The organism is Listeria marthii, from assembly GCF_014227425.1.
GTDB lineage: Bacteria > Bacillota > Bacilli > Lactobacillales > Listeriaceae > Listeria > Listeria marthii.
The window spans coordinates 433,771-449,515 of the sequence record NZ_JAASWB010000004.1; the positions used below are offsets into that span (position 1 = coordinate 433,771).

General features: G+C 39.0%; 18 protein-coding genes. 13 read left to right on the forward strand and 5 right to left on the reverse strand.

From position 1 onward, the window contains the following. Positions 1-39 precede the first annotated feature (39 nt). Positions 40-852 carry an SMI1/KNR4 family protein gene (locus HCJ55_RS09830; RefSeq protein WP_185517979.1) on the forward strand — a complete coding sequence of 271 codons (813 nt, stop codon included), beginning with the start codon at positions 40-42 and terminating at the stop codon, positions 850-852. A gap of 27 nt (positions 853-879) precedes the next feature. After that, entirely contained in the window at positions 880-1,866 is a 987-nt protein-coding gene (locus HCJ55_RS09835; protein ID WP_185517981.1) for a DUF4003 family protein, read from the forward strand. A 45-nt stretch (positions 1,867-1,911) separates the two neighbouring features. On the opposite strand, the gene HCJ55_RS09840 is transcribed toward HCJ55_RS09835, so the two are convergent. The 5 genes from HCJ55_RS09840 to HCJ55_RS09860 all read right to left on the reverse strand — a co-directional run bounded on the left by HCJ55_RS09840 (position 1,912) and on the right by HCJ55_RS09860 (position 7,407). After that, the gene (locus tag HCJ55_RS09840) at positions 1,912-3,243 is read right to left on the reverse strand and encodes a cyclic nucleotide phosphodiesterase (protein ID WP_185502928.1); all 1,332 of its coding nucleotides are present in this window, start codon (positions 3,241-3,243) and stop codon (positions 1,912-1,914) included. A 90-nt stretch (positions 3,244-3,333) separates the two neighbouring features. Continuing rightward, positions 3,334-4,314, reverse strand: coding sequence for a polyprenyl synthetase family protein (locus tag HCJ55_RS09845; protein WP_185502929.1), 981 nt, complete (start codon positions 4,312-4,314; stop codon positions 3,334-3,336). Positions 4,315-4,335: 21 nt separating this feature from the next. Beyond that, on the reverse strand, positions 4,336-4,878 hold the full coding sequence (gene eetB / locus HCJ55_RS09850; RefSeq protein ID WP_008948861.1) for a flavinylation system FAD exporter subunit EetB: 543 nt from the start codon (positions 4,876-4,878) through the stop codon (positions 4,336-4,338). 32 nt (positions 4,879-4,910) lie between these two features. Then, the gene (gene eetA / locus HCJ55_RS09855) at positions 4,911-5,345 is read right to left on the reverse strand and encodes a flavin-based extracellular electron transfer system protein EetA (protein ID WP_008948860.1); all 435 of its coding nucleotides are present in this window, start codon (positions 5,343-5,345) and stop codon (positions 4,911-4,913) included. 175 nt (positions 5,346-5,520) lie between these two features. Beyond that, positions 5,521-7,407, reverse strand: a complete 1,887-nt coding sequence (locus HCJ55_RS09860) for an FAD-dependent oxidoreductase (protein WP_008948859.1) — start codon at positions 7,405-7,407, stop codon at positions 5,521-5,523. Positions 7,408-7,854: 447 nt separating this feature from the next. Here HCJ55_RS09860 and pplA point away from each other — a divergent pair, with 447 nt between their 5' ends. The 11 genes from pplA (at position 7,855) to rplV (ending at position 15,743) form a co-directional block, all read left to right on the forward strand. Then, entirely contained in the window at positions 7,855-8,754 is a 900-nt protein-coding gene (gene pplA, locus HCJ55_RS09865) for an extracellular electron transfer flavoprotein PplA (protein WP_185502930.1), read from the forward strand. Positions 8,755-8,916: 162 nt separating this feature from the next. Beyond that, complete coding sequence (locus HCJ55_RS09870) at positions 8,917-9,999, forward strand: FAD:protein FMN transferase (protein WP_185517983.1); 1,083 nt, start codon at positions 8,917-8,919, stop codon at positions 9,997-9,999. Positions 10,000-10,080: 81 nt separating this feature from the next. Beyond that, a complete protein-coding gene (menA, locus tag HCJ55_RS09875) occupies positions 10,081-11,040 on the forward strand; it encodes a 1,4-dihydroxy-2-naphthoate polyprenyltransferase (protein ID WP_008948856.1) in 960 nt (319 codons plus the stop codon). A gap of 19 nt (positions 11,041-11,059) precedes the next feature. Further along, positions 11,060-11,860 (forward strand): FAD export ECF transporter transmembrane subunit FmnA, encoded by an 801-nt coding sequence (gene fmnA, locus HCJ55_RS09880; protein WP_008948855.1) that lies wholly within the window; start codon positions 11,060-11,062, stop codon positions 11,858-11,860. A 360-nt stretch (positions 11,861-12,220) separates the two neighbouring features. Further along, positions 12,221-12,529, forward strand: coding sequence for a 30S ribosomal protein S10 (gene rpsJ / locus HCJ55_RS09885; RefSeq protein WP_003720954.1), 309 nt, complete (start codon positions 12,221-12,223; stop codon positions 12,527-12,529). A gap of 34 nt (positions 12,530-12,563) precedes the next feature. Continuing rightward, positions 12,564-13,193, forward strand: coding sequence for a 50S ribosomal protein L3 (rplC, locus tag HCJ55_RS09890; RefSeq protein WP_003726733.1), 630 nt, complete (start codon positions 12,564-12,566; stop codon positions 13,191-13,193). 25 nt (positions 13,194-13,218) lie between these two features. After that, positions 13,219-13,842: a 50S ribosomal protein L4 gene (gene rplD, locus HCJ55_RS09895; protein ID WP_003727695.1), complete on the forward strand. Its 624-nt coding sequence runs from the start codon at positions 13,219-13,221 to the stop codon at positions 13,840-13,842. Then, positions 13,842-14,126 carry a 50S ribosomal protein L23 gene (gene rplW, locus HCJ55_RS09900; RefSeq protein ID WP_003728540.1) on the forward strand — a complete coding sequence of 95 codons (285 nt, stop codon included), beginning with the start codon at positions 13,842-13,844 and terminating at the stop codon, positions 14,124-14,126. Before rplD ends, rplW begins: the two co-directional genes overlap by 1 nt. Positions 14,127-14,166: 40 nt before the next feature. After that, positions 14,167-15,000, forward strand: coding sequence for a 50S ribosomal protein L2 (gene rplB, locus HCJ55_RS09905; RefSeq protein ID WP_185502933.1), 834 nt, complete (start codon positions 14,167-14,169; stop codon positions 14,998-15,000). 87 nt (positions 15,001-15,087) lie between these two features. Next, the gene (rpsS, locus tag HCJ55_RS09910) at positions 15,088-15,366 is read left to right on the forward strand and encodes a 30S ribosomal protein S19 (protein WP_185391934.1); all 279 of its coding nucleotides are present in this window, start codon (positions 15,088-15,090) and stop codon (positions 15,364-15,366) included. 20 nt (positions 15,367-15,386) lie between these two features. Then, positions 15,387-15,743, forward strand: coding sequence for a 50S ribosomal protein L22 (gene rplV / locus HCJ55_RS09915; RefSeq protein ID WP_003727697.1), 357 nt, complete (start codon positions 15,387-15,389; stop codon positions 15,741-15,743). Positions 15,744-15,745: the final 2 nt, after the last annotated feature.

Genomic DNA, 15,745 nt, shown 5'->3' on the forward strand with positions numbered 1-15,745 from the left:
TAGTATAATAAAGTTATTAAGGAAATTGGAGGAATCGTTATGCTTACAACGAGAAAAGCATTACATTATTTAGACAAAAGAAAAACAAAAGACGCGATTCGCTTACTTGAAACTTGTTGGAATCAAGCAGTGACAGACGAAAATAAAAGTGATGTTTTCACAGCAACCGTATTACTCAGTGACGTGTTATACCAAAGAGGCGAACGTTTTCCAGAAATCTATCAACACCTAATGTCTATTTTAGAAGACATGCAAGATTTGGAAGCAGTTGATTTCGAGCGCGAAAAAGCGAAGCAAATTTTCGCTGAGTTAGATGAATATTTTAGTGAAGTAGGGACATTTTTCCAAGATGATCACTTGGCAGAGCTTTGGACAAAATCCAATTATAAAAATGAATATGAAGACGTGTACCCCACACGACAAAGAGTGGCTGACATCGAAGCAGAACTAGGGTATAAACTGCCTAAGTCATACGTCTACTTAATGCGCCATACTCAAAACGGAGGCATAGTATCAATAGATTCTGTACCTACGACAGAGCCAAGTTCATGGGCAGAGAATTGTGTTGCTATTACTGGAATTATGGGAATAGGAAGTCACGGAATTTCTACATTAAATGGATCATACAATACAAAATTTTGGATGGAAGAGTGGGGTTATCCAGACGTTGGTTTAGCGATTGCGGATTGTCCTTCTGCCGGGCACGATATGGTTTTCTTAGATTACCGAGAATGTGGCAAAACAGGCGAGCCCGCAGTTGTTCACATTGATCAAGAAGCTGATTATAAAATAATTAAGCTAGCTGATAATTTTGAAGCGTTCATTATGAGTTTGTATATAGAAGAATATTAATCCAAAAAATGAAAAGGAGTGCGGCCGATGGATTCAGCATATGTATTTGATAGCGAACAAGCAACGAAATTATTAATGAAGAATTACGAGTTAGTAAAAACAAGTGGTGTGAGTTTTATTGATAAACGAATTCGCTTTCTGATTGCTCGTCTTTTTGCGGGAAATAATGAAGTAGTTGATCCGGAACAATTTCATACACTAAACAAAGAATTTAAGCAACAACTAGGTATGTTTACTGCGCTTAATGGCAACGTGCGCGCATCGCTTGTTGGGCTTTTGATGGCTAATAATAATGCCAACTCAGAAAGCGTCCGTCAAGTGATCGCCAATTATAAAACGTTAATTGAAGCTGGTTTCCAACGCACAGAATATACTTATTTTGCGGCATATTTATTACTACAAGCTGAAAACCAGACAATGACCGCTCAAAAAGCCAAAACCATCCACCAACTTTTCAAAAAAGCACACCCATTTTTAACTAAAAGTGAAGATGTAACAACCGCTGTTTTCCTAGCTAATCTACCTGAAGAAAATACTGGGAAATTGGCTGAAATAACCGAATACTATTTTCAAGAATTCGCTGCGAAAGGCTTTCGGAAAAATGATAGCTTGCAATTTTTAGCAACAACAGGAACGCTTTTATATGGTGAAAAAGACAGCAAATTCATTCGGCGCGTAGATAATGTCGTGGAAGAACTACGCCAAAAAGGAGTAAAAATAAAACCGTTACATTATTCAAGCATCGGGATTTTAGCGTTTGTCATGGACGGTCGCAAAATCGACTCCGGGCTAGTTAAGTTAATTGACGAATTAGAGCAACAACCGGGCTTGCGATTTGGTCGTGAATTTGTTGCAGCTCTTGCGATAAGCCTCTACACCGAAAAACAATCAGGACAAATGAGCAAAGAACAATTAGAAGGATTAATGGTCAATGTGCACATTTTAATTGCGATGGAACAAGCCGCGGCAGCAGGTGCCGCAGCGGCGGCGAGTGCGGCGGCCGCATCTAATTAACACAAAAAAACTGGTAGCCACGCGCGGGCTACCAGTTTTTTCTATTTAAGGACTAACATAATAGTCATTACTTTTCTTAGGTGGATTGGAAGAACTTAAAACATAATCTTTCAAAAATGAATTTGGTGCGGAATCCCATAATTCCATTCCAGCAGATTTTGGCGGTGCAGTACCAGCGAAGAAATACATGTTATTTAATCCCATCGTATCTGCCATTTTTTCCTTATCTGCTTGGCTGTATTTATCATAAGACTCATTCGTCATCAAGTCCATAATCGCTTTATCATAACCACTATTGTAAAAAGTATCGTAATCAAATTGGTCGAAATTCAGCAAGTTTTCATCCGTAGATCCCTTTGCTTTCGCCCAAGCTTCGACATCTAATTTTTGGGACTGATAAGTGAAGTTTTTATTTTTGGCACTATAAGTGATTGTACCGTACTTATGTGGGAAAACAGAAAGTGCATTGGTGACGATATCCGTGATTTCTTTGCCATCTGTACTCTTCGCGGAACGAATATTTTGCGTGTGGATATGGCCGCTTAGGGAGAAATCCATTGATCCAGCTGTAAGAGCATCAATGACTTGTTGATTATAATTAATCGTATAACCCTTTTGAATGACGTCATTATGGTCAGTTAAATTATGGTGCAGTACAGGGATAAGTTTAGCCCCGTTTTTCTTCGCAAGCGCACTGCTTTCTTTTATCCAATCTAATGTCCCAGCTGTTAATCCGCCTTCTGTTGTGGGATTTCCTTGCTGCATATTTGTTTTGTAAATAGCAGTATCTAACATTAGGAGCCAGACTTTGGACGAGGGAGCCGCTAAATAACTCAGCGAAAAATCATCCCGCGAAATAGCATCTTCATAACCAAACTTCCCATAAATTTTACTGAAATCTGTAGGCGAAATCGTGTCAGTTGGCAGTTGCTTATCTTTTTCAAACTTGCGCGCCCACGGGTTGTTAATGTCATGATTACCAGGAACTACAAAAACTTGCGTGCCATTTTTTTCTACTTGAGTGAGTTTTTTTGCTAATTCCTCGTGGCTTGTTTTTTCACCGTTGTTCGTCAAATCACCGCTAATAATAAGCACATCGGTCTTTTTCGCTTCAACATCCGCTAAAAAAGCATCCGTTATTTCGTTGCTATAAGCCAGTTGTTTGCCATCGCCAGCAGCGACATATTTTTCAAAAGCCTTTCCTTTGTCCGTTAAAGACGGCGCAAAATAATGGACGTCGGTTGTTACTACCATCGATAAATTGCGATCTTTTTCGATTGGCGCAGTAACTTTCTCCGTTGTTCCACTTGCAGAACCACAGGCAACTAAAGAAAGAGATAAAAGGATAGGTGTAGCTATTTTTAAAAATCGAATCACGTTAATCACGCTTTCATGTTTGTATTTTCACAATGAACCATAAAATTTAGAACAAAACTCAAAAAGGGAAGGAGCAATGTTCTAAATGGTTTAGATATCTCTATCTAAAATACTTTTCGTCAAGCGGTACATATCATCACGATACGCGCCAGCTGGTAGTTTTTTAATTTCACGAAGAGCTTTATTCGTATATTTATTAGCAAGTTTAAACGCCTGTTCGACACCATTATATTTAGAAATAAGTGCTAAAACTTGTTCGGAAGCATCATCAGTCATATCTAGTTTTTGCGAAAGAAGCGGCTCGAATTCAGCCAAATGACCTTTCATTGCATAAATAAGTGGTAGAGAATAAATCCCTTGTTTCATATCATTTAAAACTGGTTTGCCAAGACCTTCATCGGTACTCGTATAATCAAGCACATCATCAATAATTTGGAAAGCCATGCCAAGATAATGCCCGATATTATAGCATTTCGCCACAGTTAGGCGAGACGCTTTACTCCCACTTGCGCCAGAATAACAACTAAGCGCAAAAAGTTGAGCTGTTTTGCCAGAAATACGAGTTAAATATTCGCGGACAGTAACGTTCATTTTGTAGCTAGTGCGCATTTGGTCAAGTTCGCCCATTAAGATTTTTTCGATATTTTTACTATTAAATTCGATATTCTCAACAGAAGAAGCATGCGCAGATAAAATTTTGAAACAGATACAGAATAAATAATCGCCAGTATAAACGGCATAATTCCGACCATATTTGGAATGAATTGTCGGAATACCACGGCGTAACGGGGAATCATCAACGACATCATCATGAATCAACGTCGCCATATGAAGCACTTCAAGCGCAGCGGCAATTGAAACAGCGCGTTCTTTATCGAAATCAGGTCCAGCTTGAGCAGAAAGAAGTGCAAAAGCAGGGCGTAATAATTTTCCACCAGCGTGAATCAAATCTTTCACGTTTTGCTCAACGTGTTTATCGCGGATTTGAATGTTTTTTTCAATTGTTTGTAAGACTTCTTGTAAATCTTTGGAAAGTGCAGGATACTCATCCCACATAGCATGAAGTTGCATATTGAACTCCTTTTTTAAAAGTTATTTTTGTGCTGCTTGATTTTGTTTAGCATCAGCGAACATCCGCAAAGTTTGGACGTTTTTTAATAAGTAGTTTGCCGCAATCCCAACCGCAATTCCGGAAAGAATACCGATAAAAGATAATACTGGCAAATAAAGCATAACCGACCAAGTACCCGCAATCCAGCTGGCAATAACGAGTTGCCCGACGTTATGTAAAATCCCGCCCGTAACACTCACGCCAATGATGCTCACACGTTTCGGCCCAAGTTGCTGTACGAGCCACATCCCAAGAAAACTCAAGATTGCTCCCGCCGCACTATACATAAAGGTCGAAATTGTTCCACCAAGCAAAGTGGATAATACTAATCGAATGCAGATTATCATAAATGTATCTTTTGCCGATAACGTATAAAGCGAAATACACGTAATAATATTAGCAAGGCCAAGTTTCGCTCCAGGCGCAAATGCAAATGGAAACGGAATCGCCCGTTCAAGTAAACTAATGACAACAGCTTGTGCAGCCAAAAGCGCTATATATACTAATCGTCTGTTTTTTGTCATAGAAACACTTTCCTATCTATTAGAGGATAAGGTCAGGAAGAGATAATCGGATCATCTGAATCGCCTGAACTCCCGTCACTCGCTTTTACTTCAATTACTAACTTATGTGGAAGACAAACGACCGTATCTCCTTGTTTATCAATTGCCCCAGTCCGAACACACACCTGATCGTTACAGTTCGCTTTACTAATTCGGATTTCTTCCCCTGAAACCTCAATCGTGTTAGTATGTCCATCCGGTTGTTTCACATCAAAGCTTTCCGTTCCTTTGTGTCCAGTGAGCGTAACGGTCTTATATTCTTTACTATCAACAGAAATAACCGCAACAAGCTCTTTTTTGCCACTAGCAGGAGCCGGTTCATTCGCTTTTACATATGAAAAAATAGCAATCGGTAAAAAGGAGAGTATACAAAGAGATAAAATAATAATAATATCCCAACGCTTCACCATAGAAAGATACTTCTTCACCGTATTGCCTCCTTTCAAAATGTCATGTACAAATCCTATTTTAAAGGATAATGCCTAAATATAATAGGAAAAAGTTCAAGAAATAACCAAATAATAAAAACGGAAGCACCTCCTATGCCAAAACTGGCTTTTGGATGCACTCCCGAGTTTTTATTTGAAATTTTAACTAGTTAATTTACTTGTCTCTGTAAACGGACCTTGGCTTACCGTACCACCAGTGACCAAGATGTTTTTGGAACCATGGAACAGCCCAATAATCAAGACCAAATGTGCGTCCAGCGCCATTTAGAAGTGCGATAGAAGCTGGTAACGCCCAGAATTTGTCCCAACCAAGCATAGCGCTTAGTGTAAACATTACTAGGAATCCAGCACTTCCGATACTTACAAGCCAAGTGAATAGACCAACTACCATAGCAAGACCGATTGCAAGTTCAACAAAAGGTACAACTTTTTGCATTACTAGTGCAACGTCAAGGTTTGGCATTAGAAGTTTCATAATCCATTCAAACCAACCAGGCATATGGCTAAGAATTGGAGTAGTTACGTTTGTTGCAGCAGCCCCAGCAGCATCACCGGCAGCTTGACTAGCACCAGATGTAGCAGCAGTTTGTAACCATTCGAATGGCATTTTAGAGCTTGTTGCAGTTAACCAAGAGTCAGAACCGATACCGTTAAATAAAGGTTTTAAGTTTGTAATACTTACTTTATCCCATGTAGTTTCACCGTAGATTTTAGAAAGAGCTTCGTCAATCCAGAACCAACCTAGATATACACGTAAAGGAAGAACCCAAAGTACGTTACCGTAACGAGAAGTCCAACCACGGAAGATATTACGGTGATCTTTAATGTGGAAGAATTCATGCATAACATATTGCCACATGTAGTAACCACTACGGATACCGAAGAAGTAATACAAGTTAACCATATGTTTCATTAAAATAGCGAACCAACCAGAAAGATGCATGTTACCAAGATGAGCAACACCATATTTAGCTCCGATAGAAACCATTACACCATGGTATTTACCTTGGAATGGTTCTTTTTCGCCAGTACCGCTCATTTCAACGATGATGCTTTTCGCTGCAGTTAATGCAGTTTGTTCAGCACCTTCAACGATTTGCGGTGTTGGTTTGCCTTCTTCATCTTCAAAGTAAGCAAGGTCACCAACGACATAAACGTCTTTAAGACCATCTGCTTCCATATATTGGTTTACTTTCAAACGGCCTGCACGAGCAGATTCCATGCCGTAATCTTTTGTATCAGAGTTAGCGCGAACACCAGCAGTCCAAATTAATGTACTTGTTGGAAGCTCTTCGCCAGATTTAAGTACGATGCTTTCAGGTTTAACTTCAACGATAGCAGCGTTTTTCATGATTTCAATACCTTTTTTAACCATGTAACGTTCTGCTTTGTCAGCGTCTCTTCTTTCAAGCATGTTTAGAATTGTTGGAGCAGCTTCTACTACAACTAATTTAATTTCAGATGCGTCAATTTTGTTATCTTTAGCAAGACGATCTTTCCATTCTAAAAGTTCCCCAACCATTTCGATACCAGTAAATCCAGATCCACAAACAACGAATGTTAACATTGCTTTACGTTTTTCAACGTCTTGTTCGCGGGATGCTTTCGTTACAGTTTCTTCAATATGATTGCGTAACTTAACAGAATCTTCCCAAGACCAAAGTGTAAAGCCATTTTCGCCAACACCAGGAGTCCCGAAATCATTAGGTTCGCCGCCCATACCTAATACTAGGTAATCAAACGGATAACTTCCGTGCTCTGTTGTTACAACTTTTTTATCATGATCTACATGTGTCACGTTATCAGTTACAAGATTAACTTTTGTTCTATTAAACAAACGACGTAAATCATATTGAATTGCAGTTGGTTCAACACGACCACCAGCAACCTCATGTAGTTCAGTCATCATTGTATGATACGAATGACGATCGATTAATGTAATATTAACGTCTTTGTCTTTCTTGTATTTCTTAGCTAATTTCTTAGCAGCGTGTACACCTGCATATCCTGCCCCAATTAAAACGATATTCTTTTCAGGCATATGCTTCCTCAACTCCTTGTAAGTTTATTCACAAAAATAAAATGAGTCCAAAATTCCCCACAGTATTATTATAACCTATCATAGTTTAACAGAAACCTCCCACAAATGTCTAGATAGTAAAGAACAATTCTAATCTAAAATTTAAAAATAGGACTTTGTGCAAATGTTACATAATTAAACAGGCATAAAGTCCTTGTTTCATGTAGGTTGTTAGACATTTTTGTTTGCTATTTTGCGCAAAAAGGTTGGTTTAAGCCATCTTTTATACATCAATAGTCATTATTTTGAAAATTAGATGAATTATGTCTTTAGAATTACAGTAGACAAAATCGGACGCTGATGGTATCATTTGTATTGTAAAAGTGATATCGCTTTCGCAGACTATCGGTTTGTGTTCACGAAATCACAAACAAAGTTAATCAATAAAACAAAAGGTGGGAGCAAAACATGAAATTGAAAAAAGTAGCAATGGGTATTACCGTAGTAATGGCTTCAAGTTTATTACTAGTAGGTTGCGGTAGCAGTGACGACAGCAGCAAAGACAAGAAGAGCACAGACACAAAACAAACAGAAACAAAGAAAACAGCTAAAACTGATGGTACTATGACTGATGGTACTTACAAATTAGAAGAAAAGAACTTTGACGACAAAGGCTGGAAAGCTTTCATGTCAATCGAAGTTAAAGATGGTAAAATTACTAAAGCTAACTACGATTACAAAAACAAAGACGGTAAATTGAAATCCGAAGATGCAGACTACGAAAAAATGATGAAAGATAAAGTAGGTACTGGTCCTCAAGAATACTTGAAACAATTAAGCGATTCTTTAGTTAAGGGTCAATCCGCTTCATCTGTACAAGTAGTTTCAGGAGCAACTCATTCTTCTGACGCATTCATCAACTATGCTAACCAATTAATCCAAGCAGCTCAAAAAGCTGATACAACTACAATTTCCATCAACAACCTAGCTAAAATGGAAGATGGAACTTATAAATTAGAAGAACAAAATTATGCACATGGTTACCGTGTAGTATTCAGCATGGACGTTAAAGATGGTAAAATTACTAAATCTGACTACAACTATGTTGACAAAGACGGCAAACTTAAATCAGACGACGCTGACTACGAGAAAAACATGAAAGCTAAATCTGGTACTGGTCCAAAAGAATACATCCCAGCACTTAACAAATCTCTTGTAGAAAAACAAGACGTTGCTGCAGTAGACACAGTTTCTGGTGCTACTAATTCTTCTAACCAATTCAAAATCTATGCAGCTCAACTTCAAAATGCTGCACAAAATGGCAACACTGATACAATTAAAGTTTACAACTTAGTAGAAGCTGAATAATCAGCACAATTAATGCACAAAACGGCTGGCCTTGATTTTCGGGGCTAGCCGATTTTTTTATCGAAAAACAGAGGAATTAAGCCTTTTTACTATAGATTTATTCCTTTTTTTACGCTATAGTTATTCAAGTAAAGATCATGGATTAGAAAGGTGAAAAAGCTCATGAAAAAATGGAAAATAATATTTTCAGTTATCATATTAGCGCTCGTTGTATCGGCGTGTGGAAACTCAAGTAAAGAATCAAAAAGCGAACCAAGCGATTCAAAAAATCTAATGGACCAACCATACTCTAAAACAGACTTCCTGATGGGGACGGTCGTAACACTTAAAATTTATGACAAAGACAAAGAAGACGTCCTTGATAAAGGCTTCGATCGTATCAAAGACCTAGCTGCCAAAATTACCACAAGCGATTCAGGGAAAACTTCTGAAGTCGACAAAATCAATGAACAAGCAGGTAAAAAGCCAGTCAAAGTATCCGAAGACGTTTACTATTTAATCCAAGAAGGACTTAAATACTCAGAGAACTCTGGAGGTAGCTTTGATATCACTATCGGCCCATTAACTTCCTTATGGCACATTGGTTTTTCTGATGCACGTAAACCTTCTCAAGCCGAAATCGACGCAGTTTTACCATTAATCAACTACAAAGACGTTACAATGAACGACAAAGATCGAACTGTCTATTTAGAAAAAGAAGGCATGGAGCTTGATTTAGGCGCAATTGCTAAAGGCTTCATTACCGATGAAACATTAAAAGTATTCAAAGAAAATAAAGTAACAACCTCTATTATAGATTTAGGCGGCAACATTTACGTTCAAGGTAACAACCCGAATGGCAATAAATGGAATGTCGGAATCCAAGATCCATTCTCCCCGCGCGGAAGTGTTATTGGAAAACTTCCTGAATCCGACATGTCCATCGTAACTTCAGGTATTTATGAACGTTACCTAGAAGTTGACGGGAAAACATATCACCACATTTTAGATCCGAAAACAGGGTATCCTTTTGATAATGATATTGCAGGAGTTTCGATTGTATCTAAAAAATCGATTGACGGCGACGGTCTATCAACTGCCACATTCTCCAAAGGTATTAAAGGCGGAATGGATTACATTGAACAATTCAAAGGCGTAGACGCAATTTTCATTAGTAAAGAGAAAAAAGTATACGAAACATCTGGGCTAAAAGGTCAATTCGAATTAACGGACAAAGACTTCCAAATGGATACGGTTAAAAAATAAACTATTATTATAGAAGAAAGTGAGCAGAAACCCATGCGGATTCTGCTCACAATAAATTAGAAAAGGGGTTAAAAAGAGGATATGTCAATACCATCGTTTCTGAAGTTGGTTGAAATCCAAACGAAGATAGCTAGTGTTTTTCCGTTTATGTTAGGCACGCTATTCGTCGTTTATCAATATGATATGTTTAAACCGGTTAATACGTTGATATTTTTTGGTTCGATGTTGATTTTTGATTTAACAACAACCGCGATCAATAACTATATGGATTACCGTAAAGCGACAGATAATCATGATTACGATTACCGCACGACGAGCAATGTCATTGGTCAAGAGCAAATCCCAGTACGCACGGTTATAATTACCATTTTCCTAATGTTCTTCATTGCGACGGGCTTAGGTGTGTGGTTAGTTTTCCGTACGGATTTATTAGTTCTTTTAATTGGCTTTGTATGTTTTTGTATCGGTATTTTATATACGTTCGGCCCCGTGCCACTTTCTCGTATGCCTTTAGGAGAAATTTTTTCTGGAGTGACTATGGGATTTGGAATTTTCTTCTTAGCCGTCTATGTTAATGCGTACGATGCAGGAATTGCGAATTTGCTTTGGCAAGGAGAAATGGTGACGATTCAGTTCAATCTAATAGAAATCATTCGGATAGGTGTGGTATCCTTACCATGTATTTTCACGATAGCTAACATCATGCTCGCGAATAACCTATGCGATTTAGATGAAGATATTAGAAATCACCGTTACACACTTCCGTACTATATAGGTAGAAAAATGGGTGTTCTGTTATTCAACGCTTTATACTATGCATCGTTTTTAGCTGTGATTATTTCGGTTGTGGTCAACTTCCTAAGTCCAATCATGCTACTATCAGTTGTAGCGATTTATCCGGTTTATCGCAACTTAGTTAAATTCAATAAAGAGCAAGTGAAATCGAAAACATTTGTCATTGGTATTCGTAATTTCGTATTAATTAACGCGACATTGACGATTCTAATGGCAGTGAGCGTTGTGCTTCAACAATTGACATGAGATAAGGGGGCTTCTTTGAATGATAGAAAAACTAATATTAGGTCGTTTTGTTCCAGGGGAGTCCTTGATTCATGGTCTGGATGCACGAACAAAATTATTAGCTGGTTTTTATTACATCGGCATTTTATTTTTAGCGAATAACTGGTGGACATATGCATTAATGGTTTTATTTACACTAATGATCGTCCAAATGACCGGCATTAAGCTAAAAGTGTTTATAAAAGGGGTCAAACCGCTAATTTGGCTAATTTTATTTACGGTAGTCATGCAAGTGCTATTTGCGAGTGGTGGCACGATTTACTTTGACTGGGGACCATTTACAATCTCCTCATTCGGGCTTCTAAACGGCGTGTTTGTATTTTTACGCTTCGTCTTAATCATTATCATGTCGACAGTTATCACGCTGACAACGACGCCTATGAACCTGACAGATGCAATAGCTTACATCCTTCGTCCTTTTGCTGTGCTTAAAGTCCCTGTGAATGATATTGCGCTAATGATTTCAGTCGCGCTTCGCTTTATTCCCACGCTAATGGGAGAAACGGACAAAATTATGAAAGCGCAGCGAGCTCGTGGTGTGGATTTTGGTGAAGGGAATCTGTTTGAACAAATGAAAGTCGTCGTTCCTATTTTCATTCCACTATTTGTTAGTTCGTTTAATAGAGCGGAAGAATTAGCGGATGCGATGGAGGCAAGAGGCTATCAAGGTGGCGAAGGGCGCACCCGTTTCCGAATTCTGCATTGGCATTTCGGAGACTTAATCGCGGCCTGTGTAATGATACTTTTAACAGTCGGTCTCGTATTATTAAGAACTACTTAAAAACATTCGATTTCAACGGATGTTTTTTCTTTTTGCTAAAAATCACTAAATGGCTCTATACAGCAGTTTCGAAGCAATAGAAAACCGAGAATCTTCTATATAATAGCTCCTATGAAAATAACTTAAAACTTTTTTCGAAAAGCGGTTGATTACTGCCCCCAACCCGTGTATAATAGATAAAGTGCAAATGGACAGGCATTGGTCTGCCCTTTTGACAACGAGCACCCCGGTATTGCCGGGAATGCCCATGTGATGAAGTGAAAGGTTGCTGACACACCCGGCCGCTTTGCCATGGCGGATGTTCAGGTAATTTTCACGGAGAATGTCTACTTTAAAAGTAGGCGAAAAGGAGGGAAAGTAATGGCAAAACAAAAAATTCGTATTCGTTTAAAAGCGTATGATCACCGTATTTTGGATCAATCAGCAGAAAAGATTGTAGAAACAGCGAAACGCTCAGGTGCTTCCGTATCTGGTCCGATTCCACTTCCAACAGAGAAGTCAATCTACACAGTCTTACGTGCGGTCCACAAATATAAAGATTCTCGTGAGCAATTCGAAATGCGTACACACAAACGTTTAATCGACATCGTTAATCCAACACCACAAACAGTTGATAGCTTGATGCGTTTAGACTTACCAAGCGGTGTGGACATCGAAATCAAACTATAATAAGAATATATTAAATTAACAGGAGGTGTGACTCATGACCAAAGGAATCTTAGGTAGAAAAGTAGGGATGACACAAGTTTTCACTGAAAACGGCGAACTTATTCCAGTAACAGTAATCGAAGCAGCACAAAACGTGGTACTTCAAAAGAAAACTGTTGAAACTGACGGCTATGAAGCTGTACAAATCGGTTTCGAAGATAAGAGAGCAATTTTGTCAAACAAACCCGAACAAGGTCATGTAGCAAAAGCCAATACTACTCCTAAGCGCTTCATTCGCGAATTCCGCGATGTAAACTTAGACGAGTATGAGATTGGTGCAGAAGTAAAAGTAGACGTATTCGCAGAAGGTGACATCATCGACGCGACAGGCGTATCGAAAGGTAAAGGTTTCCAAGGTGTTATTAAACGCCACGGACAATCACGCGGCCCTATGGCCCACGGTTCCCGTTACCATCGTCGCCCAGGTTCAATGGGTCCAGTAGCACCTAACCGTGTTTTCAAAAATAAACTACTTCCAGGTCGTATGGGTGGAGAACAAATCACTATCCAAAACCTAGAAATCGTTAAAGTAGACGTTGAAAAGAACGTTCTTTTAGTAAAAGGTAACGTTCCAGGCGCTAAAAAAGCATTAGTTCAAATTAAAACTGCTACTAAAGCAAAATAATTCATTTGGAAAGGAGGACTAACGAATGCCAAAATTAAGCTTACTTAAACAAGATGGAACAAACGCTGGCGAAATTACTTTAAACGACACTGTTTTCGGTATCGAACCAAATGAAAAAGTTGTTGTTGACGTGATTTTGAGCCAACGTGCTTCCCTACGTCAAGGGACTCACAAAGTAAAAAATCGTTCAGAAGTACGTGGTGGCGGACGTAAACCATGGCGTCAAAAAGGTACAGGTCGTGCCCGTCAAGGTTCAATCCGTTCCCCACAATGGCGTGGCGGTGGTGTCGTATTCGGCCCAACACCTCGTTCATATGCTTACAAATTACCTAAGAAAGTTCGTCGTTTAGCGATTAAATCAATTCTTTCTTCTAAAGTTAATGAAGAAAAATTAGTTGTACTTGAAGGTTTGACTTTCGATGCACCTAAAACAAAAGAATTTGCGGCTTTTCTTAAAAATATCTCTGTAGATACTAAGGCACTAATCGTAGTTGCTGGTGAAAGTGAAAATGTAGAATTATCTGCACGCAACTTACAAGGCATTACAGTTATTCCAGCTGAAAGTATCTCAGTACTAGAAGTTGCTAAACATGATAAATTAATTATCACTAAAGCAGCTGTCGAAAAAGTAGAGGAGGTGCTCGCATAATGGATGCACGCGACATCATTAAGCGCCCAGTTGTAACTGAAGAATCTACAAGCATTCTCGACGATAAGAAATATACATTTGAAGTAGATACTCGCGCAACTAAAACGCAAGTAAAATACGCAATTGAAGAAATTTTCGACGTAAAAGTTGCTAAAGTAAACGTAATGAATTACAAAGGCAAACTTAAACGTATGGGCCGTTATGCAGGTTACACTAACAAACGTCGTAAAGCGATTGTTACTGTTACAGCTGACAGCAAAGAAATTCAATTCTTTGAAGTATAATTCGACTAACTTTAAATAAATCTAACGAGGAGGGGAAACAATGGCGATCAAAAAGTATAAACCTACCACTAACGGGCGCCGGCACATGACTAGTTCTGATTTCGCTGAGATTACTACAAGTACTCCAGAAAAATCTTTACTACGTCCTCTTAAAAAGAAAGCCGGACGCAATAACCAAGGTAAGTTAACTGTTCGTCATCACGGCGGTGGCCATAAACGCCAATACCGCGTGATTGATTTCAAACGTAACAAAGATGGTATTCCTGGACGCGTTGCAACGATCGAGTACGATCCAAACCGTTCCGCTAATATCGCTCTAATCAACTATGCTGATGGAGAAAAACGCTACATCATCGCAGCAAAAGGCCTTGAAGTAGGTCAAACAATTTATTCAGGAGCAGAAGCTGACATTAAAGTTGGTAATGCACTAGAATTAAAAGATATTCCAGTGGGTACTGTTATCCACAATATCGAAATGAAACCTGGTAAAGGTGGACAATTAGTACGTTCTGCTGGAACAAGTGCTCAAGTACTTGGTAAAGAAGGCAAATACGTATTAATCCGCTTAAACTCCGGTGAAGTTCGCATGATCCTTTCTACTTGCCGCGCTACAATCGGTCAAGTTGGTAACGAACAACACGAACTTATCAACATCGGTAAAGCAGGTCGTTCACGTTGGATGGGTAAACGCCCAACTGTTCGTGGATCTGTAATGAACCCGAACGATCACCCACACGGTGGTGGTGAAGGTAAAGCTCCAATCGGCCGTAAATCGCCAATGTCTCCATGGGGTAAACCAACTCTTGGATACAAAACACGTAAGAAAAACAATAACTCCGATAAATTTATCGTACGTCGTCGTAAGAAAAAATAATCGGATCAATAGATTGAATAAAATTGGTAGCAGGATAGCGAGGACATGCGTTCTCAGCTTCCTGACTATGCGAAGGGAGGTTCCGTCATGGGTCGTAGTTTGAAAAAAGGACCTTTTGTTGATGGCCACTTGATGAAGAAAGTGGACGCTGCAGCAGAAAGCGAAAAGAAACAAGTAATTAAAACTTGGTCTCGTCGCTCCACGATTTTCCCAACTTTTGTTGGACTAACAATCGCTGTATATGATGGACGTAAACACGTTCCTGTTTATGTTCAAGAAGATATGGTAGGACACAAACTGGGCGAATTCGCACCAACTCGTACGTACCGCGGTCATGCGGGCGACGATAAAAAAACTAAACGCTAATTTGAGAGGAGGATATCCTAATGGCAAGTGAAGTTACAAGCGCAAAAGCCGTTGCCAAAACGGTTCGTATTGCTCCTCGCAAAGCTAGAATCGTCATTGATTTAATTCGAGGCAAGCAAGTTGGCGAAGCAATTGCAATCTTGAAGTATACTCCAAGATCGGCTTCCCCAATTATTGAAAAAGTATTAAAATCCGCTATTGCTAACGCAGAGCATAACTATGATTTAGACATTAACAACCTTGTAGTAGAGGAAGCATTTGTTGACGAAGGTCCAACACTTAAACGTTTCCGTCCACGTGCACAAGGTCGTGCAAGTGCAATCAACAAACGTACTAGCCACATTACAGTTGTGGTATCTGAAGTGAAGGAGGGATAATT

Excerpts from the sequence above, each read along its gene's own strand:
- rpsS (WP_185391934.1), top strand. The coding sequence starts at position 15,088 with ATGGGTCGTAGTTTGAAAAAAGGACCTTTTGTTGATGGCCACTTGATG.
- HCJ55_RS09870 (WP_185517983.1), top strand. The coding sequence starts at position 8,917 with ATGAAAAAATGGAAAATAATATTTTCAGTTATCATATTAGCGCTCGTT.
- rplW (WP_003728540.1), top strand. The coding sequence starts at position 13,842 with ATGGATGCACGCGACATCATTAAGCGCCCAGTTGTAACTGAAGAATCT.
- rplC (WP_003726733.1), top strand. The coding sequence starts at position 12,564 with ATGACCAAAGGAATCTTAGGTAGAAAAGTAGGGATGACACAAGTTTTC.
- fmnA (WP_008948855.1), top strand. The coding sequence starts at position 11,060 with ATGATAGAAAAACTAATATTAGGTCGTTTTGTTCCAGGGGAGTCCTTG.
- rpsJ (WP_003720954.1), top strand. The coding sequence starts at position 12,221 with ATGGCAAAACAAAAAATTCGTATTCGTTTAAAAGCGTATGATCACCGT.
- HCJ55_RS09845 (WP_185502929.1), bottom strand. The coding sequence starts at position 4,314 with ATGCAACTTCATGCTATGTGGGATGAGTATCCTGCACTTTCCAAAGAT.
- rplV (WP_003727697.1), top strand. The coding sequence starts at position 15,387 with ATGGCAAGTGAAGTTACAAGCGCAAAAGCCGTTGCCAAAACGGTTCGT.
- rplD (WP_003727695.1), top strand. The coding sequence starts at position 13,219 with ATGCCAAAATTAAGCTTACTTAAACAAGATGGAACAAACGCTGGCGAA.
- HCJ55_RS09830 (WP_185517979.1), top strand. The coding sequence starts at position 40 with ATGCTTACAACGAGAAAAGCATTACATTATTTAGACAAAAGAAAAACA.
- rplB (WP_185502933.1), top strand. The coding sequence starts at position 14,167 with ATGGCGATCAAAAAGTATAAACCTACCACTAACGGGCGCCGGCACATG.
- pplA (WP_185502930.1), top strand. The coding sequence starts at position 7,855 with ATGAAATTGAAAAAAGTAGCAATGGGTATTACCGTAGTAATGGCTTCA.
- HCJ55_RS09860 (WP_008948859.1), bottom strand. The coding sequence starts at position 7,407 with ATGCCTGAAAAGAATATCGTTTTAATTGGGGCAGGATATGCAGGTGTA.
- menA (WP_008948856.1), top strand. The coding sequence starts at position 10,081 with ATGTCAATACCATCGTTTCTGAAGTTGGTTGAAATCCAAACGAAGATA.
- eetB (WP_008948861.1), bottom strand. The coding sequence starts at position 4,878 with ATGACAAAAAACAGACGATTAGTATATATAGCGCTTTTGGCTGCACAA.
- HCJ55_RS09835 (WP_185517981.1), top strand. The coding sequence starts at position 880 with ATGGATTCAGCATATGTATTTGATAGCGAACAAGCAACGAAATTATTA.